Origin of the sequence: Devosia sp. ZW T5_3, from assembly GCF_044987315.1 — a bacterium.
In the GTDB taxonomy this organism is placed as follows: Bacteria; Pseudomonadota; Alphaproteobacteria; order Rhizobiales; family Devosiaceae; genus Devosia.
The window spans coordinates 72017-91126 of sequence record NZ_JBJDRE010000006.1; the positions used below are offsets into that span (position 1 = coordinate 72017).

Consider the following 19110-nt stretch of genomic DNA (forward strand, 5'->3'; position numbering starts at 1 on the left):
TCTCCCGGTTCGTCCTGTCCGTCAAAACGGCATGAGACTTGCAATGGGTATCAGGGGTGCTAGCAGTGGTGTTGCCAACCTCATTGCAAGCGCCGTGCCACATCGGAACTCGCCAGTCATATTTCTTGCAACACGTTGATATGTATAATGAAATTGAGTTACAATGAACATACGAAAATTTGTACGCATAACAGTTCGCATGTTGTGTCGCAAAAAATGATGCACAAAATTTCGTCAGCTGCGCTATTGTTGGGCAGAGATTCGGAGTGACCATGCGTAAGCCGACACGGAAAAAGACCGCGCCAATGGCGGAGCCGCTCAGCGATATCGAAGAAGCCGAGGATGTGACGGACCGCATCTGCGCGACACTCGCCACCGCCATTGGCGAGGGCGCGCTCAAGCCCGGCAGCAAGATTATTGAGGAGGCCATAGCCGAGCATTTCGGCGTCAGCCGCACCGTAGTCCGGGGCGCCCTGGGGGTGCTGCAGCGGGATCGCCTGCTCGAACGCAAACGCAACCGCGGCACCTTCGTGGCCGAGCCTTCGATTGAGGAGGCCAAACAGCTCTTCGAAGCGCGACGGGCCTTGGAGCGGACGACGCTTGAACTGGTGCTGCAGCGCATCACACCAGCCGATCTCGACCGGCTGGAAGCCCTCACCGAGGAGGAGTTGCGCGTCTACCACGCCGATCACAACGCCCCCAAGTCCGCGTCAGTCGGTCAGTTCCACGTCGAACTGTCGCGGATCGCCGGTAACGCGGTGCTGTCCGAGATGCTGGCCAAACTGGTCGCCCGGCTCTCCCTGGTCATGGCGCTTTACGAAGACGAGCGCGTCGACGATTGCGGGGCGGAGCACCACCGGGCGATCGTCGCGGCCTTGCGGGAAAAAGACCTGAAAAAGGCGCAAGGCCTGATGGACACCCACCTTGGCGACATCGAAGGCCGCGTGAAGCTGACCGAAGGGCAGGGTGAACGGCACAGCTTCGTGTCGCTATTGGAGACGTTTAGCCGCGCTTGAAATGATCGCCTATGTGTACCCCATCGATTTACGTATGGGACAGCAACGGCAGCTTCACGGCGGAAGCGCTGAATGTCCGATAAGGGGCGCGTTTCTGCCCGGTCGCCGTCGACCCCAATTCGGTCATCGGGATTTAAGACAGGCTCGCTGCAAAGCGGACGGGCAGATGCTGCTCCTGCCCGCAATTCTGGTGAGGCCCTACCAGGGGACGTTGCCCTGCGGCTCGATAAAGCTGCCGGAATGGCGTTGGTGCCGAGCAAGGCATACTCGACCGGAAGGCGTGCACCTTCGGCAGGTGTCATGAAGCCGTTGCCGCCTGTCAGGTCGGTCTTGACATAGCCTGGGGCAACCGAGTTCACGACAATGGACGTGTCCTTCAGTTCCGCTGCCAACTGGACTGTCAGCATGTTGAGCGCGGCCTTGGACGCATTGTATCCGATCAGCCGGGCCTCGTAATAAGGCGAGCTTGGATCGCCGTTGATTGCCAGCGAACCCAGCGTGGTTGAAAGATTGACGATGCGACCGGCGTTCGAGCGGCGCAGCAGGGGCAGCATGGCTTGCGTAACGGCAAGGGTGCCCAGGAAATTGGTTTCCATAAGCCGGCGCGTCGCGGCCGTCGAGCTAACGGAAGGCGGACCATCTTCGGGATCGACGATCCCGGCATTGTTCATGAGAATGTCGAGCCGGTTATTTGGCGGCAATCTTTTCAGCCGCCGAAGCTATGCTCGCCTCGTCTGTGAGGTCGATTTCGATCGCCTCGACGTCCAGCTCGGTCTTTGCCAGATCGCTGGCGGCATCTTGGCCGCGCTGCAGGTTTCGCGCCCCCATGATCACCGCAATGCCGGCCTGGGCCAATTGCCGGGCAATTTCCAAACCGATGCCCTTGTTGGCGCCGGTCACAAGCGCGACTTTCTTCATATCCGTCATGGAACTTCCTTAGCTGGCGGCCGAAAATGATGCGATCAATATATGAAGGATCATTCGTTTTCGGGATTCGCATATGGACGCGACACCGCCTCAACACCTCAGCGCCCGCAAAAAGCCGCGCCAGGCACGATCTGCAACGACGCTCGAGGCGATTTTCGAAGCGACCATTCAGGTTTTGCTGCGGGAAGGCATCCATCGACTAACGACCACGCGCGTGGCCGAACGCGCAGGCGTATTCAACGGTGAAGTCGCTTGGAAGCGGATTTAATGGCGCCGGACAGCGAGGGCGTCATCGACATCCACACCTAGATATCGCCTGCCGGTCTTGCCGTGACCAAGCCCGCCCCTTCCTGACGGCGCGGCATCGGTGGGCAGACTCAGGTATATCGAGCCCGTGTGCATCTCGATCTGAAACGGACCAAATGGCGGAGACGGACCTTTACCTCCCTTTGAAGACCTTCATGGAAGGCGCCGGCTATTCCGTCAAAGGCGAGGTCAACGATTGCGATCTGGTTGGCGTTAAAGACGGCGATCCGCCTGTCATCGTCGTTTGCGAAATGAAGCTGGCCTTCAATCTCGAATTGGTCATGCAAGGCGTGAAGCGGGCTTCGTTCTGTGATGAAGTCTGGCTCGCGGCAAGAGCATCCAAGACCGGAAGGGGGCGAGAGCACGATGCCCGTTTCCGGAATCTGTGTCGGCGGCTTGGCTTTGGGGTGATGTCGGTTTCGGACGCCGGAGACGTGGCGGTCATCGTTGCCCCATTTGCAGCTGCGCCGCGCCGTGACGCGAAAAGGCGGTCCCGGCTGCTTGATGAACACAAGCGCAGGGTGGGTGACCCACAGGTGGGCGGGGGGCGCGGCAAGCCGATCATGACGGCCTATCGGCAAGATTGCATAGCTTGCGCCACGGCGTTGCTGGCCGGCCCACAAAGCCCAAAGCAGCTCAAGGTGCTGGTCCCTAGAGCGCCGACAATTTTGCGAGACAATGTCTATGGGTGGTTCGTACGGGAGAGCAGAGGTATTTACGGGCTGACAGAACTTGGCCGGGCCGCAGTGTTGCCACCGCAAGGCTGAGCATTCCAGCCGATCCATGCCAATGTGGATCGGCGGATTTTAGATCACGTTCCCGAACGCAGTGCGAACCAACCAGACTGGAGATCGAGCATGAAATCATACCTTTGCAAATACATCCCGCCACGTGCAGACTTCCTCGCAACCATGTCGGCCGACGACGCCGGCTGGATGCAGCAGCATGGCGCCTTTCTCGATGAGCTGTTGGCGCAAGGCAAAATCGTCGCCCATGGTCCCGTCATGGATCCGGCAGGTGGATATGGCGTCTCGCTTTACCAGATCGAGGATGATGAAAATATCGAGGACCTGACATCCCAAGACCCGATCATCCGGCACGGCGCCGGCCACTATGAGCATCATCCCATGCTGCACCTGAAATTCCGCGGCTGAGCGGATCGCATATGGCAGCGACAGGCGCCGCCAGCCCACCAGCCGTGTGTGTCGGCTACTCGATTTCGCAAGGAGCCGTCATGTTTGAATCCTGCAGTTGGCACAACGAGCCTCGCCAATGGTCCCTGAATGACGGGGCGCTAACGGTGCGCTCCGACGAAAAAACGGACTTCTGGCGGGACACCTATTACGGGTTCACCCGCGATAGTGGCCACTTTTTTGGTCATGCCTGGGCGGGCGACTTCACCGCGTCCCTGAGAGTTCAGGCCCGCTACGAGGCGCTCTACGATCAGGCCGGAATAATGGTCCGCATCGATGAGAAAAACTGGATAAAAGCCGGCATCGAACTGTCGGACGGCGCCGCGTGCATCGGTAGCGTGCTGACCGTCGACCGATCGGACTGGTCAACATCGATCTATGCATCCGACCCTTCGGATTTCTATCTGCGCGTCACCGTGCAAGCCGGCGTGCTGCGCCTGCAATCCTCCACAGACGGCATACGCTGGCCCTTGGTGCGACTGTGTCCGTTTCCCAAGGCATCCACCTATCGCGTCGGGCCCATGCTCTGCACACCGGAACGCCAAGGGCTGGACGTGAAATTCTCCAACTTCGAGATCGGCCCGCCCAACGGCAAAGCACTGCACGATCTCACGTAATGCTATTGGCGGCGAATGGGCTGACGTGCCGGATCGCTGTGGTCCGGTGCAGGTGACGACGGTCAATTGCACGGCATCATAAATTTTCCCGTTGGGTTCTTGAAAACCGCTTTGCCGTTCCAAAATCAAGTGTTGCCGGGGCTTTGGCCCGGCAGGTCTGGGAGGCGTTCCTCTTGGGCGCCTCTCGTATCCATGTTGCTCAAGGAGGATATGGCTATGAGGACTAGTCTAGATTTCGCACCCCTGTACCGGTCGAGCATCGGTTTTGACCGAATGTTCAACCTGCTGGAAAACGCCAGTCGCGTGCAGGCGATCGATAGCTGGCCGCCCTACGATATCGTCAAGACGGGCGAGGATGACTATCAGATCACCATGGCGGTGGCCGGCTTCTCGCAGGCGGACCTGACCATCACCCACGAGCCCAACCTGCTTGTGGTGAGCGGCCAAAAGGCCGGTGAAGACAATGCGCAATATCTGCATCGCGGCATTTCCAACCGGACGTTCGAGCGGCGGTTCGAGCTGGCTGATCACGTCAAGGTCGCCGACGCGAACCTTAGCAATGGCCTGTTGACGATCAACCTCAGGCGCGAACTTCCAGAGGCGATGAAGCCACGGCGCATCGAGATCGGCACGGCCGTGCGGACGCCGGTGGAACCGCAGCAGATCGAAGCGAACCGACAGGCCGCCTAACCGAGGCTTACCGCGAAACCCGGGCGCTGGCGCCCGGGTTGTCAGTCAATCCATGGCATTGAAAGGAGAAGGCCAGATGAGTGTACGTGATCTCATTCCCTGGGGCCGGAACGGCGACAATCAGGCCCCGTCTCTCTATCGCGAGAGCGAGCAGAACCCGTTCCTGTCGCTACATCGCGAAATCAATCGCGTGTTCGACGACGCGTTCCGCGGCTTTGATACGCGATTGCCGGCATTCGGTTCGTTTGCAGCGGGCGCCGGGTGGCCCAATGTGGAAATCTCGGAAACCGAGAACGAGGTCAGGGTGACCGCCGAGATTGCCGGCATGGATGAAAAGGATATCGAACTCCTGCTCGAGGACGGTGTGCTGACGCTTCGAGGCGAAAAGCGCGCCGAGAACGAGGACAAGAACCGGCACTTCTCCGAGCGGTTCTATGGCCGTTTCGAACGGCGCATCCCGCTCGGCTCGGAAGTGGAGGAGGACAAGGCCAACGCCTCGTTCAAGAACGGCGTCCTGACGGTGACATTGCCCAAATCGGCGACGGCGCAATCCAAGGTCAAGCGCATCGCCATCAATGGACAGGGTCAGGTGCACTAATAGTCGCACCGCCCGCGCCGGGTAGCTGCGGCCCTGCCCCGAGGAGTGTTACCCACTCCCCGGAGCGGGGCCATTTCAATGAACCGTAATGACGCCGTTGACGGCCCGGAATTCGCTGGGCTGGATCAGCCGCTGATGCGCAATGCACACTGAATGCAATGCGCCTTCGATCTCGCGCCGCCAGAAATTCAGGAACCCCTGCAGGGTGGGAAAATCGGGGGCGAGATCATATTCCTGCCATACGTAAAGCTGCAGCAGCGAAGGCTGGTCCGGCAGGCGATAGTGGATCTGGGCCGTGGTCAGGCCATAGCCATCGAGCTGTTTGATGAAACTGGTATCGGTCATCGATCCGCTCTCCTTTCGCGCAAGTGCTTCGCCAATTAAGATAACGCCACCAGCGGCTTGAGTGCAAATCAGCACTCTTTACCGGTGAGTGCCAAAATTTTTCCGTCCCCCTCTTGAAGCCACTTGCCGCGCTCCTAATTCATTTTCTGCTTCCTCCCGGGATGCCGGAGGACGCGCTCTGACATCAATGTTGATAATGGAGGAATGGATGGCTTTCCGCCCCTTGCACGACCGTGTGCTCGTTCGCCGCATCGAAGCCGATGAAAAGACTTCTGGCGGCATTATCATCCCCGATACAGCCAAGGAAAAACCCTCGGAGGGCGAAGTGATCGCCGTGGGTCCAGGCGCGCGCAATGAGCGCGGCGAACTGGCCGCGCCCGACCTAAGGAGCGGCGACCGCGTGCTGTTCGGCAAATGGAGCGGCACGGAAGTGCGCATCGATGGTGAGGATCTCATCATCATGAAGGAATCCGACATTCTGGGTGTGATCGAAAGCACCGAGCCGGCCCGCAAGGCCGCTTGAGGCGCTTGTTCAGCTGAAGGAGCAGAAACGAAAATGGCTGCAAAGGAAGTCAAGTTCTCGACCGATGCCCGCGACAAGATGCTGCGCGGCGTCGATACCCTGGCCAATGCCGTCAAGGTCACGCTGGGCCCCAAGGGGCGCAATGTGGTGATCGAAAAATCGTTCGGCGCGCCGCGCATTACCAAGGACGGCGTAACGGTGGCCAAGGAAATCGAGCTGGAAGACAAGTTCGAGAACATGGGCGCCCAGATGGTGCGCGAAGTCGCCTCCAAAACCAATGACCTGGCCGGCGACGGCACCACGACGGCAACGGTGCTGGCGCAGGCCATCGTCAAGGAAGGCGCCAAGGCGGTGGCCGCCGGCATGAACCCGATGGACCTCAAGCGTGGCATCGACCTGGCCGTCGACGCGGTGGTGGCTGACCTCAAGAGCCATGCCCGCAAGGTCACCTCCAATGGCGAGATTGCCCAAGTCGGGACCATTTCGGCAAACGGCGATGCCGAGATCGGCAAGTTCCTGGCCGAAGCCATGGAAAAGGTCGGCAATGAGGGCGTGATCACCGTCGAAGAAGCCAAGACCGCCGAGACCGAGCTGGAAGTCGTCGAAGGCATGCAGTTCGACCGCGGCTATGTCTCACCCTATTTCGTGACCAACCAGGACAAGATGCGGGTGGAACTGGAAGACCCCTACATCCTGATCCACGAGAAGAAACTGTCCGGACTGCAGCCCATGCTGCCGCTGCTGGAAAGCGTCGTGCAGTCGGGCAAGCCGCTGCTGATCATTGCGGAGGATGTGGAAGGCGAAGCCCTGGCGACGCTCGTGGTCAACAAACTGCGCGGCGGCCTCAAGATCGCGGCCGTCAAGGCACCGGGCTTCGGCGATCGCCGCAAGGCCATGCTCGAAGACATCGCCATCCTCACCGGCGGCAATGTCGTGTCCGAAGACATCGGCATCAAGCTCGAGAACGTCACACTCAATATGCTTGGCACCGCCAAGAAGGTGGTGATCGAAAAGGAGAACACCACAATCGTGGATGGCGCCGGCGCCCGGACCGATATTGACGGTCGCGTCGCCCAGATCCGCCAGCAGATCGAGGAAACCACCTCCGACTATGACCGGGAAAAGCTGCAGGAACGATTGGCCAAGCTGGCCGGCGGCGTTGCAGTGATCCGCGTCGGCGGGGCCACCGAAGTCGAGGTCAAGGAAAAGAAGGACCGGGTTGACGACGCCCTGCACGCCACCCGCGCGGCGGTCGAAGAAGGTATCCTGCCCGGCGGTGGAATCGCGCTGCTGCGTGCCCTCAAGGCACTGGAGCAGGTGTCGCCCGACAATGCCGACCAGAAGGCCGGTGTCGATATCGTCCGCCGCGCCATTCAGGTGCCAGCCAAGCAGATCGCGCTCAATGCGGGCGAGGATGGCTCGGTGATTGTGGGCAAACTGCTCGAAAAGGACGATTATGGCTGGGGCTACAACGCCGCGACGGGCGAATATCAGGACCTTGTCGGCAATGGCGTGATCGATCCGGCCAAAGTCGTCCGGACCGCGCTGCAGGACGCCGCTTCGGTGGCGGCGCTGCTGATCACCACGGAAGCGCTGGTCGCCGAAAAACCGAAGAAGGACGCGGCCCCTGCCCTGCCTGCGGGAGCCGGCATGGACTTTTAAGGCCAGCGGCGCCCGGAGCAGACCGGGCGCCGCCATCCAATTGCGAGAGAGGAGAAATGCACGCGTTCATCAACGAGAAACCGGCCTTGGCAAACCCCGAGCCAGAACTGCTCCTGGAGTGGACGGTTGATATCGACAGGATCTCGCGGCTTGCGCGGGAGGCCTTCCGCACGGATATGCCCGACCCCTGGACACGCATCGAAGCGGAGTGCGTCATCCAGTTGATCGATGCCGAACTCGTCGCCATGGCAAATCGGCAAAGCCGAGGCGAGCCTGTGGAGGCAACGATCCGCCATCTCAAGCGGCTGCGCACCGAGACCGCGCTTGCTCTCAAGACGCTCGAAGTTGTCGAGCGGCATCAGGAGCCCGACCCTGCGCCGGAGCAAGCGGCCTTCCCGGTCAGCGATGGGGCAATGGCCCGACCGCCACAATCGGCCGCGTCGATAGCCGGATCATAGTTTTCCAATCCAAACCCCATGAAAGGAGTATCAAAATGCGAACGATTTCACTGTCTGCTGCCGCGATTGCTTGCGCTTTGGCCCTTTCACCAGGCCTGGCAACTGCGATCCCTGCCAATGCCGGCAAGCAGGCTAGCGGCCCTTGGCTGGAGTTGCGCACGGCCCTCGCAGGCGAGGACCTGTGGCCTGGCAATGCGGTGGCGCAAGCCGCCCAGCCGAAAGCCAAAACAGTGCTGGCGCGGGGTCCATCGGACAAGTCGTTGCAATCCAAGGTCAAGGGCCTCAGCCGCCGGGCGAGCGACAGTGAGATACCGCTCCTCGGCAAGGCCAAAACGGCTGCTGTCTGGGAGGATTGAGATGTGGAACGATTTTTATCCATCCGATGAATATGAGACGAACGATCGGGACGCCGCTGAGGGGCACTCCGACCCCTATGATGTGGTTTTCGACCCATCCCTCACCATCGAGCAAAAGCGAGCCGTCCTGGCATCCTGGGCATCCGACGCGCGGGCCGTGCGCGACAGGCCAGCTCTGCGGCAGTTGGAGGATGGCACGGTGCTGCATATCGACAAGATACTTGGCGCGCTCAAAGAGCTCGATGGAAAGCCCGCTGCTTCCATAAAAGCCGGTGTCGTCCAGTCACGCGAGCGGCTTGGGCGCAGAAGAACACTTGTCCGCACCTTACGCCGCCCGGGGATATCACGGCGCGACGACGATTATGATGATCCCCCGCCCTGCCCTTCGGCCGCCAAGGCACCTCGCCCGGCGCCGATCCTGTCGGGTGAAGCCGCCCTCTCGGCGGCCTAGACACAACGGCTCCGGCTTGGCTGCCGCCCGAGCCGGAGTGAACGGGTCTCCTGGCCTAGACATGCACCTGGTCCACTTGTTGGTCGGTAAGTATGCGCCTCGCCAAGCCGGCGTAGTGCAGCATTTCGGCAGCGCACCGCGACCATACCCAATGCTCGGCTCCTTCTATTGCCACGACTTCTATGATTCTGGTGGTCAGGCCCCTATTCCATTCTCGTGGGGTCGCGGCTATCGCGCGGGCTTGCCGCCATCGCTGGCATGATTTCGGGCACGCCCAGCGAAGTGGGCAGCTTTCCCATAAGGGTGCATGCCACCGACCTCAACGGGCTGGAAGCATCGGATTTACACCCTGGTCGTGGAGGCGCCGAGCATCGCTATTTTTCCTACGGCGCTGCTAGATGCCCGGCACCGGCACCCTTTTCTTCGAGCGCATCAGAGGGGCGCTAGGGACCGAGCCATACGAATTCAGCGTCTCGAGCGGCGCCGTGCCGCCGGGCTTGAGCCAGACTCGGTAGGAACATTGTCCAGCCGCGCCGGCGCAGCTTATAGTGCCACCCTGAGCGCTGCCGGCGGAACTGGACGTGGACGCGCCCGATATTTCGGTGGAACCCACGCCCCACCCGATCCGGACTGGAGGTTTTCCCACCCCACATGTGCCAATCCGGCCATCGAACCCATGTCGGCCATTTCGAGCCCTTAATGCCCGCCCTAAGTTCTGCCGTGTCGAGACAGGTCTCCAGACGTGTATTATCGGCAATTCGGATCGGTCTGCTCAATGCCAGCAAAGCCAGCACCCCAGTTGCGCATGCTGAGGAGAACCGGCTCGAGCGAACGGCCAAGATCGGTCAGTTCATATTCCACTCGCGGCGGCACCTCCGGATAGACAATGCGATGGATGACCCCATCCCGCTCCAGCTCTCGCAACTGGAGCGTCACCATGCGCGCCGTTGCGTTGGGGACCATGCGACACAGGGCATTGAAGCGCAATTTGCCATTGAGTACCAAAGGAAGCGGAGCTCTTGGACATCAGCTATCCTTTGTTCGCAAAAATTGTCCGCGCCGGCATAATCCCCTATTCAACAGCCCAATCTGCGGACAGATCCAAAGGCTGCTGGAGGTTCGCGAATTGGAAGCCTTCGCCGAGCGGTACATTTCGCTTCTCGACGTTTCGGCAGAGATGGGTGTTCACCCACTGCGCATCAAAAAGTTGATGAAGCAGAATGGAGTGGTTCCCGCCCTCACCCGCCCAGTCATACCCGCGACCTATTTGTCGAAGCGAAGTCAGCAGACACCCCTCGAAGTAAAATCCGCATCCAAAACGAAAGGCCCGGCAGCGGGGCTTCTTTGCTACCGAGATGATTGAGCCGAAACACTCTGAACGAAGGACAATAATTGAGCCAGAATGGAAGTATAAATCTTTGAATTTACATTCTTTATTTTTGTCTACGCGAGCAATTCTCATCGAGAGATAATATCTTCACGCCCAATAGCGCAGCGCTTCCACAAGCGCTGCCAGCGCCGGGGTCTTCTGCCGCCTGGTGGGGTAATAGAGATGGTATCCCGGCAAGGCCGGGCACCAGGCCTCGAGACAGCGCAGCAGCCGGCCGCTCTTTAAGTGCTCGGCCACCTGATCCTCGAAGATATAGGCCAGCCCCTGCCCGTCCAGAGCGGCTTGCGCCAGCAGATCGCCGTCATTGACCGTGAGCGCGCCATCGACCTTGACGTCGAGCGCCCTTCCATTCTCCCAGAATTGCCAGCGGGCGATACTGCCGGCGCTGGCCATGCGGAAATTGATGCAATCGTGCCGGGCCAGATCGCGCGGATTTTCCGGCCTGCCATGGCGCTCGAAATAGCCCGGCGCTGCCACCACGGCCACGCGGGCATCGGGGCCGATGGGCACCGCCACCATGTCTTTTTCCACCTGATGGCCAAAGCGAATGCCCCCGTCGAAGCCGCTCGCCACGATATCGGTGAAGGCATCCTCGGCGGAGATTTCCACCTTGACGCGCGGATAGGCCTGGCGGAACGCCGACAGGGCCGGCAGCACCAGGGCGCGGGCGGCAAAGCGGATGCTGGTCAGCCGAATAGTGCCGGAGGGCGTGTCGCTCAAGGCGGTGAGCGCCTGCACCTGCGCATCGATATCGGCAAGGGCGGGCCGCAGCGTTTCCAGCAGGCGCTGGCCCGCCTCGGTGGTGCGCACACTGCGCGTGGTGCGCGCCAATAGGCGCAGTCCCAGGCGCCGTTCGAGATTGCTGACCGTCTGGCTCAGCGTCGCCTGCGACAGGCCAAGCCGGATCGCGCCGCGGGTGAAACTGCGCTCCTCGGCCACGGCCAGGAACGCCGCCAGATCGCTCAGGTCCTCACGCTTCATTTATCGACCATACCAATAAACCCAATCACATTGGTCAGTCTAATGCAGAGAAGCGACTTGTCCTATCTCCTTTCCATCACCCCTTGGAGACTAGAAAATGCCTGTCACTCCCCGTTCCACCGCCCTGGTCACCGGCGCCTCCTCCGGCATCGGCGCCAGTTATGCCAAGCGTCTGGCGGCCCGCGGCCATGACCTGATCCTCGTCGCCCGCCGCGCCGACCGGCTCGAGAAGCTGGCGAGCGACTTGACCAGCGCCTTTGGCGTTAGTGTGCGAACTGTCATTGCTGACCTGTCCAGCGATGCCGGTATGGCAGAGGTCGCCAATATCCTGGTCTCAGATACTTCAATCGACATGCTGGTCAACAATGCCGGCGTCTCCTATCTCGGCGCCAGCATGGAGATCGCGCCGGAAGCAATCGACACCCTGCTTGCCGTCAACATCACCGCATTGACCCGCCTGTCGCGCGCTGCACTGGGCGGTTTTGTCGCCCGCAATCGCGGCACCATCGTCAATATCGGCTCGGTCCTGGCGTTCAAGGCTCCCCCGATCGCCTCAGCCTATAGCGGCACCAAGGCCTATGTCCTGCTGTATACGCGCGGCTTGCAGGCCGAACTGAAGGACACTGCCGTAAAGGTGCAGGCGGTGCTGCCCGCCGGGGTCGCCACCGAAATTTATGATGGCACGATCTTGCCGCTCGACCAGATTCCGGCCGAGCTGGTGATGAATGTGGACGCGTTGGTCGACGCTGCCCTGGCGGGGCTCGATCGCGGCGAAGAGGTCACTTTGCCATCGGTGGGGGATCTGGACCTCTGGGCGCGCTTCGACGCTGCCCAGGATGCCCTGTTCGCTGCCAGCCAGACGGGAACACCCGCACCGCGCTACGGCGTTTAAGCGACGGGCTCTGCCGATATCTCGGCAGAGCCCCATGAATTATGCCGCCTTTGGCTTGCTGCGCCGACCCTTGCCGATATCGGGCAGGAAAATGGTCAACAGGCCCAGCAGCGGCAGATAGGAGCAGATCTGGTAGACGAACTCGATGCTCGTCCGGTCCGCCACGATGCCCAGCACGGCCGCGCCAATTCCGCCAATGCCGAAGGCAAAGCCAAAGAACAGGCCTGCAATCATGCCCACCCGGCCGGGCACCAATTCCTGCGCAAACACCACAATGGCCGAGAAAGCCGAGGCCAGGATTACCCCGATGATGAAGGTCAACACCACCGTCCAGGTGAAATCCGCGTAGGGCAGCGCCAGGGTGAACGGCAGGGCGCCCAAGATCGACAGCCAGATCACGAATTTGGTGCCGAACCAATCCACGATCGGCCCGCCCGCTACCGTGCCGATCGCCACCGCGCCCAGGAACACGAACAACAGGATCTGCGCGTCCTGCACCGACACGGCAAAGCGTTCGATCATGTAGAAGGTGTAAAAGCTCGAAAGGCTGCTCATGTAGACATATTTCGAGAACACCAGCAGGGCCAGCACGGCAATGGCCATGATGACGGTCTTGCGCGGCAAGGTCACGGCCGGCGCTGGGGCTTTGCGGCTCCGGTTGGCGGCGCGGTGGCGGCTATACCAATTGCCCACCTGCCACAGCACGCCGATGCCCAGCAGCGCCGCCAGCGAGAACCAGGCAACGCTGCCCTGCCCGCGCGGCAAGACGATGAATGCGGCCAGCAGCGGCCCCACGGCCGAACCGAAATTGCCGCCGACCTGGAACAGTGCCTGCGCCAGCCCATGCCGCCCGCCCGAGGCCAGCCGCGCCACGCGGGAGGATTCGGGGTGGAACACTGCCGAGCCCAGCCCCACCACGCCCGCGCCGACCAGCAGCATCCAATAGGAGTGCGCATAGGCCAGCACGACAAGGCCGATCAGGGTAAAGCCCATGCCGATGGGCAGGGAATAGGGCAGCGGGCGCTTGTCGGTATAGATGCCGATCAAGGGCTGCAGCAGCGAGGCCGTAACCTGGAACACCAGGCCCAAAAACCCGATCTGGGTGAAATCGAGCCCGTAATCCGCTTTGATCATTGGATAGAGCGCGGGAATAAGCGACTGCATCGTGTCATTGAGCAGATGGCAGAAACTCACTGCCATGATGACGGCAAAGGCCGTCTGTTCCCCCGCTTCCCGATCTGCAGTCACTGCACTATTCGTCACGATATCGCTCCATGTTGAGGCATTCTCGATAGACCAATTGCGCCTGTCCCGCGTTCGTGTTCTGGTCAATTTATTTCGCGAGTGGGCCAAGCATGAAACCGGACAACGGGCAAAGCGATCATCTACAGCGCCTGCGCCAGATCGAGGCCGCCCCGGCGCCGGTTTACGCCCTGCCCTCGAGCTATCCTGCCGGCCACGCCGTCGCGCCGCATCACCATAGCCGCGCCCAATTGCTGTATCCGCGCACCGGCGTGGTCATGGTGACGTCCAGCCAGGGCCGCTGGATGGTGCCGCCCGAACATGCCTTGTGGATTCCGCCCGAGCTCGAGCATTCCGTGGACATGATCGGCCATGTCCATATGCTCTCGATCTATGTCTCGCCGGCGGCTCTGCCCGAGATATCGGCCAATGTGCGCGTGGTGGCGCTGACCGATCTGGCCCGTGCGCTGATCGTGGAAGCCGTCGCCCTGCCGCAAGACAGCACAGCACGCTCGGGTCTCGTCATGGCGCTGCTGCTCGATGAAATTGCCAAATTGCCCGAAATGCCGCTCGGCCTACCCTTCCCATCCGAGCCGCGCCTCACCGCGCTCTGCCGCAGCTTCATCGAAAACCCGTCCCCGCATCTGGTGATCGACGAATGGGCTGGGACTCTCGCCATGAGCCGCCGCGCCTTCACCCGGACATTTCGCCGTCAAACCGGGGTGAGCCTGTCGCTCTGGCGCCAGCAGGCCTGCCTGCTCAGCGCATTGCCGCGCCTGGCCAATGGCGAAGCGGTCACCAGCGTGGCGCTGGACCTCGGCTATGACAGCGCCGCCGCCTTCACCACCATGTTCAAACGCATGCTGGGTGCCCCGCCGCGGCAGTATTTTGCGGGAACCGGTGGCTCTCCGGCCTCATAGGCGCGAGCGGCTGCTATGAGATCGTGGCTTGGCCGCCGAGCCGCCAACAGCAGACAACCTGCCTCATTGCCTCGGCGTGGCCAGGGGATCGCGGTCTGCGCGAAAGTGGAACATCTTTTCCTGCGCCCTGACGCCAAGGGGCATGATCAGCGGCAGGATCAGGTCGCGAATGCGCAATTGCAGCCAGCTTTGGGCATGTTTTTGCGACCCGCTCATTCGCCCGATGCGAATGGCGGTCTGCGTGCGCTCATGGCGAAGCCGGTAAAACCGGCGGAATGCCGCCTCAACCTCGTCAGCTTGATCAAGACACGCCGCCAGCACCAGGGCGTCCTCGATGGCCATGGACGCGCCTTGTCCGGAATGGGGCGCGACGGCATGTGCGGCATCGCCCATCAGCACGATCCGCCCGCTATGCCAACGCTGGAGTTCGGGCATGTCGAAGATCGGATAATGCCGGTCCAGCGTCGTGACCGAGGCCAGCACCTGCCGGTTATCCAGCGGATCCTCGCTATGCATGGCAGCAAGCCGGCGTGCATAGGCCTGCGGATCGGCAATGGGGGCTGCCGCATTTTCCGGGGCGGGATAGGAATTGAACCACATGACCGGCCGGCCGGGCTGATGCAGATAGCCGAAGAAGGCGCGACGGCCAAAGGTCATGTTCATGATGCCATCCGTGCCGGGCACAGCGGGGGCGTCTGCCATGCCGCCCGTGCCGATCAACCCGGAATAGCGCGGCTGCGGCAAATCGGGAAACACCAGCCGGCGCACCGTCGAGCGCAGACCATCACAAGCCACCAGCATGTCGAAATGCCCGGTAACGCCCCCGCTGGTCACCGTCACCCCATCGGCGCTTTCGGCCACCGCCTCGATTCCACCGGACAGATGCAGCTTGATCCCCTGGCGCTGCGCCGCGTCGAGCAGCACGGTGCTCAACGCGCCGCGCCCAATGGTGATGGAAGGCGCACCGAACCGCTCGGCGTGGCCGGCATAGTCCACCAAAGCCAGCCGCTTGCCATGTTCATTGTGAATGGCCAACCCCTTTGTAACGACGCCAGCCGCAATCGCCATCTCGGCCAGCCCGAGGGCTCGCAGGGCATTCACGCCATTGGGTGCCAGCGTCAGGAACAGGCCTTCGCCCCGCAATTGCTCTTCGTTCTTGCGCTCAAAAACCACTGGATCGAAGCCCTGTTTCTTCAAAACCAGGGCCAAGGCCAAGCCGCCAATCCCGCCACCGGCAATGGCCACGCTGGGACGGCCTGATTTGGCGCTTGCCTGGCTCGCTGCAATCATGGGATATCATTACCGCTATCTGATAATTATATAATCTAACAATTAGAGTGTCGAAATATAATGTCAAGCCCCGACCGGCAGGCCCTGATCCAAACTATCGGCCACACCATCATGCGCTGGCAGGACGCTACGCAAAAATACGATGAGGCCGTCGGGCGGATTTACGATCTGAATGCCTCGGAACGCCTGTGCCTGAGCTTTCTGTGGACCGGGCCGCAGACCGCAAGCGCCGTCGCCCGGCAGATCGGGCTCACGCCTGCCGCAGTGACGGCCCTGATCGACCGCCTGGAAAAACGCGGCTTCGTCCGCCGCAAGGCCGACCCCAATGACCGCCGCAAAGTGCTGGTCGAAGCCGCCGAACAAGCATTGCGCCTGACTGAGACGGCCTATCTGCCGCTCAGCGTGGAAGGCGCCCGGATGCTGGATAAATATACCGATGCCGAGCTCGAAACCGTCGCGGCCTTCCTCAGCGATTCCCTGGCTCTGCAGGAGCGCATGGCAAAATTGCTCGCGGAGAGGCCAGCCCTTTCGCGATAGCGCGCTTTTTCGAGTGTGATCGGCATCGTGGCGCGTTCGGCGCTATAGTGGGCATGTGATTCACGGCCGGGTATCGATCATGCAGCTCCGCTTTCTGAGTGCCATATTCACCGCCTTCTTGCTGCTCGCCGCGCCTGGGCATGGGCAACAGGCCGCGCGTGACCTGTTTAGTGCGGTGACGGGTCCGACCGGTGGGCCTTCGATGCCGATCGGCAGCTATGCCAAGGGTTGCATTGCCGGAGCGGTGCAATTGGCGACGGATGGGCCGGGCTGGCAGGCCATGCGATTGTCGCGCGACCGCCGCTGGGGCACGCCCGAGCTGGTCCAGTATATCGGCGCGCTTGCCCAGGCTGTGGCGCACGATGGCTGGCCGGGCCTCCTGGTCGGCGATATGGGACAGCCGCGCGGCGGACCGGCCAAAAGCGGGCACGCCTCCCATCAGATCGGGCTCGATGTCGATCTCTGGTTGCAACCCATGCCCGGCCATACTCTGAGCGCCCAGGAGCGCGAGGAGCTATCCGCCATTTCGGTGCTCAAGCAGGGCAGCCGCGACATCGATCCAAGCCGTTTTGGTGAAGCCGAGCGCCTGCTGATCTATCGCGCGGCGCAGTTGCCGGGCGTCGCCCGCATCTTCGTCGCGCCGGGCATAAAGCGCTCGCTGTGCCAGACGCGGTGGCGGGACCGCAGTTTTCTCGGCAAAATCCGCCCCTGGTATGGTCACGACGACCACATCCATGTCCGGCTTTCCTGCCCAACTGGAGCTTCGTCCTGTCAGGACCAGGACGTGGTGCCGCCCGGGGACGGCTGCGGCTCCGAACTCGACTATTGGTTCACCGATGCCCCCTATCAGCCCAACACCAGCCCACCGGCCCCGCCGCTGACGTTGGCGGATTTGCCCAAGGCCTGCACGGCTGTCCTTGAAGCAAGATGAGGGCGTTTGGCTCTTGCTTCGACTCCGAATTTGGGCCGATCTTGCAAAAAGAACGGCATCGCCCCAGCGATGTGCAGATGCAGAGGAGAAAAACAGTGCTGAAGAACAAAGTGATCCTGGCGGCTTCCGCCCTGGTGCTGGCCATGGCCGCAGCGCCCGCCAGCGCCCAGGCGGTGCTGACCGCCAGTTCCGAACAGACCACCACCTGGGTGCGCAATTTCAACCCGTTCAACCAGACCTCTGCCCGCGCCACCACCAAGGATTTCATCTACGAGCCGCTGGCCATCTTTAATCGCCTGGCCGGCAACAAATGGGAATATCGCCTGGCGGAAAGTTTCGAGCTGGCAGACGATCTCAAATCGATCAGCTTCACCCTGCGTGACGGGCTCAAATGGTCCGATGGCGAGCCCATCACCGCCGATGACGTGGTGTTCACCTACGATTATCTCAAGAAATTCCCGGCGCTCGATTTCAACTCGGTGGCGCCGCTGATGGAGTCGGTGGAAAAGGTCGACGAGCGCACGGTGCGTTTCAACCTGGTGCAGCCCAATTCGCTGATCGCTACCACCATCGTGGCCATGCCCATCGTGCCCGAGCACATCTGGAAGGATGTCGCCGATCCGGTCACCTTCGCCAATGAGACCCCGGTCGGCTCGGGTCCGCTCACCGAAATCACCCGCTTTACGCCCCAGGTCTATGAGCAATGCCGCAATCCCAATTACTGGGATGCCGAGAACCTCAAGGTCGATTGCATGCGGCTGCCCCAGCTGGCCGACAATCCGCAGGTTCTGTCGGCACTGGCCGATGGCACGCTCGACTGGGCGACCAGCTTCATTCCCGATATCGACAATACGTTCGTCGCCAAGGACCCCGAGCACAATAAATATTGGTTCCTGCCCTCGAGCCTGGTGGCATTCACGCTCAACCTCGAAAGCCCCGACGAGAACAACAAGAAAGCCTTCAACGACGTGAATTTCCGCCGCGCGGTCAGCATGCTGATCGACCGGCAGACCATCATCGACATTGCCGGCTATGGCTATCCGGTGATCAACGAAGATCCTTCCATGCTGGGCGAATTCTACAAGGCCTTCAGCAATCCCGAAGTTGCCACCCAGTTCGGCCAATATGGCAAGTTTGACCTTGATGCCGGCGTGGCCCTGCTCGAAAGCTCGGGTTATGTCGACAAGGATGGCGACGGTTTCCTGGACAATCCCGACGGCACGCCAATCGCCATCGACATCGAAATCCCCAATGGCTGGACCGATTGGATCGATGCGACCCAGATCGCCATCGAGACGCTGAAAGAAGCGGGCCTCAACGTGAAGATGAGCACGCCCGAGGAATCGGTGTGGGCCTCAGACCTGATCGGCGCGAAATACGCGATGTCGCTCAACGCTATAGGGTCGGCCGCCAATCCCTATTTCCCCTATATTCGCTCGTTCAACCCCGCCGATTTCGGCAAGAGCCGGACCTCGGCCCAGCGCTGGACCGATCCTGAAGTGGTCGAGATGCTCAACAAATATACCCAGGTGAAGGACCCGGCCGAGCAGAAGTCGATCATGGACGCCATCCAGCTCAAGGTCGCGGAGGCCATGCCGGTGATCCCCGTCTACAACAGCCCGTCCTTCTACCAGTACAGCACCAAGCGCTTCACCGGCTGGGCCAGCGCGGAAAATCCCATCGTTTCGCCGGTGATTTCCAACGCCAATCCGGGCCGCCTGCTCCAGCTGTTGGCCCTGCGGCCGGTCGCGCAATAGGCTGAACGGAATGCAAGCGGGGACGCGC

Annotated in this window: 24 protein-coding genes and 1 pseudogene; 18 read left to right on the forward strand and 7 right to left on the reverse strand. The window is 61.3% G+C overall.

The window, feature by feature from the left end; translation table 11 throughout:
- Positions 1-272 precede the first annotated feature (272 nt).
- Positions 273-1016 (forward strand): GntR family transcriptional regulator, encoded by a 744-nt coding sequence (locus ACI3KW_RS09315; RefSeq protein WP_404847964.1) that lies wholly within the window; start codon positions 273-275, stop codon positions 1014-1016.
- Between the two features lie 371 nt (positions 1017-1387).
- Here ACI3KW_RS09315 and ACI3KW_RS09320 read toward each other — a convergent pair.
- Both ACI3KW_RS09320 and ACI3KW_RS09325 read right to left on the reverse strand, forming a co-directional pair.
- Positions 1388-1687: pseudogene (locus ACI3KW_RS09320) on the reverse strand (SDR family NAD(P)-dependent oxidoreductase); the annotation flags it as partial.
- A gap of 16 nt (positions 1688-1703) precedes the next feature.
- Positions 1704-1943 (reverse strand): SDR family NAD(P)-dependent oxidoreductase, encoded by a 240-nt coding sequence (locus ACI3KW_RS09325; protein ID WP_404847842.1) that lies wholly within the window; start codon positions 1941-1943, stop codon positions 1704-1706.
- A 73-nt stretch (positions 1944-2016) separates the two neighbouring features.
- On the opposite strand from ACI3KW_RS09325, the gene ACI3KW_RS09330 reads away from it, so the two are divergent.
- From ACI3KW_RS09330 to ACI3KW_RS09355, 6 genes are all read left to right on the forward strand, one after another.
- On the forward strand, positions 2017-2211 hold the full coding sequence (locus ACI3KW_RS09330; RefSeq protein ID WP_404847843.1) for a hypothetical protein: 195 nt from the start codon (positions 2017-2019) through the stop codon (positions 2209-2211).
- 154 nt (positions 2212-2365) lie between these two features.
- The gene (locus tag ACI3KW_RS09335; protein WP_404847844.1) at positions 2366-3016 is read left to right on the forward strand and encodes a DUF2161 domain-containing phosphodiesterase; all 651 of its coding nucleotides are present in this window, start codon (positions 2366-2368) and stop codon (positions 3014-3016) included.
- Positions 3017-3106: 90 nt separating this feature from the next.
- Complete coding sequence (locus ACI3KW_RS09340; RefSeq protein WP_404847845.1) at positions 3107-3403, forward strand: YciI family protein; 297 nt, start codon at positions 3107-3109, stop codon at positions 3401-3403.
- An 80-nt stretch (positions 3404-3483) separates the two neighbouring features.
- A complete protein-coding gene (locus ACI3KW_RS09345; protein ID WP_404847846.1) occupies positions 3484-4059 on the forward strand; it encodes a DUF1349 domain-containing protein in 576 nt (191 codons plus the stop codon).
- Between the two features lie 216 nt (positions 4060-4275).
- Positions 4276-4749, forward strand: coding sequence for an Hsp20 family protein (locus tag ACI3KW_RS09350; protein WP_404847847.1), 474 nt, complete (start codon positions 4276-4278; stop codon positions 4747-4749).
- A 76-nt stretch (positions 4750-4825) separates the two neighbouring features.
- Entirely contained in the window at positions 4826-5347 is a 522-nt protein-coding gene (locus ACI3KW_RS09355; RefSeq protein ID WP_404847848.1) for an Hsp20/alpha crystallin family protein, read from the forward strand.
- Positions 5348-5422: 75 nt separating this feature from the next.
- On the opposite strand, the gene ACI3KW_RS09360 is transcribed toward ACI3KW_RS09355, so the two are convergent.
- Positions 5423-5692: an usg protein gene (locus ACI3KW_RS09360; RefSeq protein WP_404847849.1), complete on the reverse strand. Its 270-nt coding sequence runs from the start codon at positions 5690-5692 to the stop codon at positions 5423-5425.
- 208 nt (positions 5693-5900) lie between these two features.
- On the opposite strand from ACI3KW_RS09360, the gene ACI3KW_RS09365 reads away from it, so the two are divergent.
- From ACI3KW_RS09365 to ACI3KW_RS09385, 5 genes are read left to right on the forward strand one after another with little or no spacing between them, the layout of a single operon-like run.
- Complete coding sequence (locus ACI3KW_RS09365; RefSeq protein WP_404847850.1) at positions 5901-6215, forward strand: co-chaperone GroES; 315 nt, start codon at positions 5901-5903, stop codon at positions 6213-6215.
- Positions 6216-6248: 33 nt separating this feature from the next.
- Positions 6249-7877 (forward strand): chaperonin GroEL, encoded by a 1629-nt coding sequence (gene groL, locus ACI3KW_RS09370; protein ID WP_113120333.1) that lies wholly within the window; start codon positions 6249-6251, stop codon positions 7875-7877.
- Between the two features lie 56 nt (positions 7878-7933).
- The gene (locus ACI3KW_RS09375; protein WP_404847851.1) at positions 7934-8335 is read left to right on the forward strand and encodes a hypothetical protein; all 402 of its coding nucleotides are present in this window, start codon (positions 7934-7936) and stop codon (positions 8333-8335) included.
- Positions 8336-8370: 35 nt separating this feature from the next.
- A complete protein-coding gene (locus tag ACI3KW_RS09380) occupies positions 8371-8691 on the forward strand; it encodes a hypothetical protein (RefSeq protein ID WP_404847852.1) in 321 nt (106 codons plus the stop codon).
- Between the two features lies 1 nt (position 8692).
- The gene (locus ACI3KW_RS09385; protein WP_404847853.1) at positions 8693-9142 is read left to right on the forward strand and encodes a hypothetical protein; all 450 of its coding nucleotides are present in this window, start codon (positions 8693-8695) and stop codon (positions 9140-9142) included.
- Between the two features lie 747 nt (positions 9143-9889).
- Here the strand turns inward: ACI3KW_RS09385 and ACI3KW_RS09390 are convergent.
- Positions 9890-10105, reverse strand: a complete 216-nt coding sequence (locus ACI3KW_RS09390; protein ID WP_404847854.1) for a winged helix-turn-helix transcriptional regulator — start codon at positions 10103-10105, stop codon at positions 9890-9892.
- Here ACI3KW_RS09390 and ACI3KW_RS09395 point away from each other — a divergent pair.
- Positions 10080-10505 carry a hypothetical protein gene (locus ACI3KW_RS09395; protein ID WP_404847969.1) on the forward strand — a complete coding sequence of 142 codons (426 nt, stop codon included), beginning with the start codon at positions 10080-10082 and terminating at the stop codon, positions 10503-10505. The genes ACI3KW_RS09390 and ACI3KW_RS09395 overlap by 26 nt on opposite strands.
- A gap of 114 nt (positions 10506-10619) precedes the next feature.
- On the opposite strand, the gene ACI3KW_RS09400 is transcribed toward ACI3KW_RS09395, so the two are convergent.
- Positions 10620-11513 carry a LysR substrate-binding domain-containing protein gene (locus tag ACI3KW_RS09400; RefSeq protein ID WP_404847855.1) on the reverse strand — a complete coding sequence of 298 codons (894 nt, stop codon included), beginning with the start codon at positions 11511-11513 and terminating at the stop codon, positions 10620-10622.
- Positions 11514-11610: 97 nt separating this feature from the next.
- On the opposite strand from ACI3KW_RS09400, the gene ACI3KW_RS09405 reads away from it, so the two are divergent.
- Positions 11611-12405, forward strand: coding sequence for an SDR family NAD(P)-dependent oxidoreductase (locus ACI3KW_RS09405; protein WP_404847856.1), 795 nt, complete (start codon positions 11611-11613; stop codon positions 12403-12405).
- Between the two features lie 39 nt (positions 12406-12444).
- Here the strand turns inward: ACI3KW_RS09405 and ACI3KW_RS09410 are convergent, their stop codons facing one another.
- Complete coding sequence (locus tag ACI3KW_RS09410) at positions 12445-13668, reverse strand: MFS transporter (protein WP_404847857.1); 1224 nt, start codon at positions 13666-13668, stop codon at positions 12445-12447.
- A gap of 92 nt (positions 13669-13760) precedes the next feature.
- Between ACI3KW_RS09410 and ACI3KW_RS09415 the strand changes: the two genes are divergently transcribed.
- A complete protein-coding gene (locus tag ACI3KW_RS09415; RefSeq protein WP_404847858.1) occupies positions 13761-14567 on the forward strand; it encodes an AraC family transcriptional regulator in 807 nt (268 codons plus the stop codon).
- Positions 14568-14630: 63 nt separating this feature from the next.
- Here the strand turns inward: ACI3KW_RS09415 and ACI3KW_RS09420 are convergent, their stop codons facing one another.
- The gene (locus ACI3KW_RS09420; protein ID WP_404847859.1) at positions 14631-15857 is read right to left on the reverse strand and encodes an FAD-dependent monooxygenase; all 1227 of its coding nucleotides are present in this window, start codon (positions 15855-15857) and stop codon (positions 14631-14633) included.
- Between the two features lie 60 nt (positions 15858-15917).
- On the opposite strand from ACI3KW_RS09420, the gene ACI3KW_RS09425 reads away from it, so the two are divergent.
- The 3 genes from ACI3KW_RS09425 (at position 15918) to ACI3KW_RS09435 (ending at position 19082) form a co-directional block, all read left to right on the forward strand.
- Positions 15918-16394 carry a MarR family winged helix-turn-helix transcriptional regulator gene (locus ACI3KW_RS09425; protein WP_404847860.1) on the forward strand — a complete coding sequence of 159 codons (477 nt, stop codon included), beginning with the start codon at positions 15918-15920 and terminating at the stop codon, positions 16392-16394.
- A 79-nt stretch (positions 16395-16473) separates the two neighbouring features.
- Complete coding sequence (gene mepA, locus ACI3KW_RS09430) at positions 16474-17325, forward strand: penicillin-insensitive murein endopeptidase (RefSeq protein ID WP_404847861.1); 852 nt, start codon at positions 16474-16476, stop codon at positions 17323-17325.
- A 143-nt stretch (positions 17326-17468) separates the two neighbouring features.
- Entirely contained in the window at positions 17469-19082 is a 1614-nt protein-coding gene (locus tag ACI3KW_RS09435; RefSeq protein WP_404847965.1) for an ABC transporter substrate-binding protein, read from the forward strand.
- Positions 19083-19110 lie beyond the last annotated feature (28 nt).

Coding starts and splice junctions, on each gene's coding strand:
- ACI3KW_RS09385 (WP_404847853.1), top strand. CDS start 8,693: ATGTGGAACGATTTTTATCCATCCGATGAATATGAGACGAACGATCGG.
- ACI3KW_RS09425 (WP_404847860.1), top strand. CDS start 15,918: ATGTCAAGCCCCGACCGGCAGGCCCTGATCCAAACTATCGGCCACACC.
- ACI3KW_RS09365 (WP_404847850.1), top strand. CDS start 5,901: ATGGCTTTCCGCCCCTTGCACGACCGTGTGCTCGTTCGCCGCATCGAA.
- ACI3KW_RS09415 (WP_404847858.1), top strand. CDS start 13,761: ATGAAACCGGACAACGGGCAAAGCGATCATCTACAGCGCCTGCGCCAG.
- ACI3KW_RS09360 (WP_404847849.1), bottom strand. CDS start 5,692: ATGACCGATACCAGTTTCATCAAACAGCTCGATGGCTATGGCCTGACC.
- groL (WP_113120333.1), top strand. CDS start 6,249: ATGGCTGCAAAGGAAGTCAAGTTCTCGACCGATGCCCGCGACAAGATG.
- ACI3KW_RS09380 (WP_404847852.1), top strand. CDS start 8,371: ATGCGAACGATTTCACTGTCTGCTGCCGCGATTGCTTGCGCTTTGGCC.
- ACI3KW_RS09315 (WP_404847964.1), top strand. CDS start 273: ATGCGTAAGCCGACACGGAAAAAGACCGCGCCAATGGCGGAGCCGCTC.
- ACI3KW_RS09350 (WP_404847847.1), top strand. CDS start 4,276: ATGAGGACTAGTCTAGATTTCGCACCCCTGTACCGGTCGAGCATCGGT.
- ACI3KW_RS09330 (WP_404847843.1), top strand. CDS start 2,017: ATGGACGCGACACCGCCTCAACACCTCAGCGCCCGCAAAAAGCCGCGC.
- ACI3KW_RS09375 (WP_404847851.1), top strand. CDS start 7,934: ATGCACGCGTTCATCAACGAGAAACCGGCCTTGGCAAACCCCGAGCCA.
- mepA (WP_404847861.1), top strand. CDS start 16,474: ATGCAGCTCCGCTTTCTGAGTGCCATATTCACCGCCTTCTTGCTGCTC.
- ACI3KW_RS09435 (WP_404847965.1), top strand. CDS start 17,469: ATGGCCGCAGCGCCCGCCAGCGCCCAGGCGGTGCTGACCGCCAGTTCC.
- ACI3KW_RS09335 (WP_404847844.1), top strand. CDS start 2,366: ATGGCGGAGACGGACCTTTACCTCCCTTTGAAGACCTTCATGGAAGGC.
- ACI3KW_RS09405 (WP_404847856.1), top strand. CDS start 11,611: ATGCCTGTCACTCCCCGTTCCACCGCCCTGGTCACCGGCGCCTCCTCC.
- ACI3KW_RS09345 (WP_404847846.1), top strand. CDS start 3,484: ATGTTTGAATCCTGCAGTTGGCACAACGAGCCTCGCCAATGGTCCCTG.
- ACI3KW_RS09355 (WP_404847848.1), top strand. CDS start 4,826: ATGAGTGTACGTGATCTCATTCCCTGGGGCCGGAACGGCGACAATCAG.
- ACI3KW_RS09400 (WP_404847855.1), bottom strand. CDS start 11,513: ATGAAGCGTGAGGACCTGAGCGATCTGGCGGCGTTCCTGGCCGTGGCC.
- ACI3KW_RS09325 (WP_404847842.1), bottom strand. CDS start 1,943: ATGACGGATATGAAGAAAGTCGCGCTTGTGACCGGCGCCAACAAGGGC.
- ACI3KW_RS09340 (WP_404847845.1), top strand. CDS start 3,107: ATGAAATCATACCTTTGCAAATACATCCCGCCACGTGCAGACTTCCTC.
- ACI3KW_RS09395 (WP_404847969.1), top strand. CDS start 10,080: ATGCGCGCCGTTGCGTTGGGGACCATGCGACACAGGGCATTGAAGCGC.
- ACI3KW_RS09390 (WP_404847854.1), bottom strand. CDS start 10,105: ATGGTCCCCAACGCAACGGCGCGCATGGTGACGCTCCAGTTGCGAGAG.
- ACI3KW_RS09420 (WP_404847859.1), bottom strand. CDS start 15,857: ATGATTGCAGCGAGCCAGGCAAGCGCCAAATCAGGCCGTCCCAGCGTG.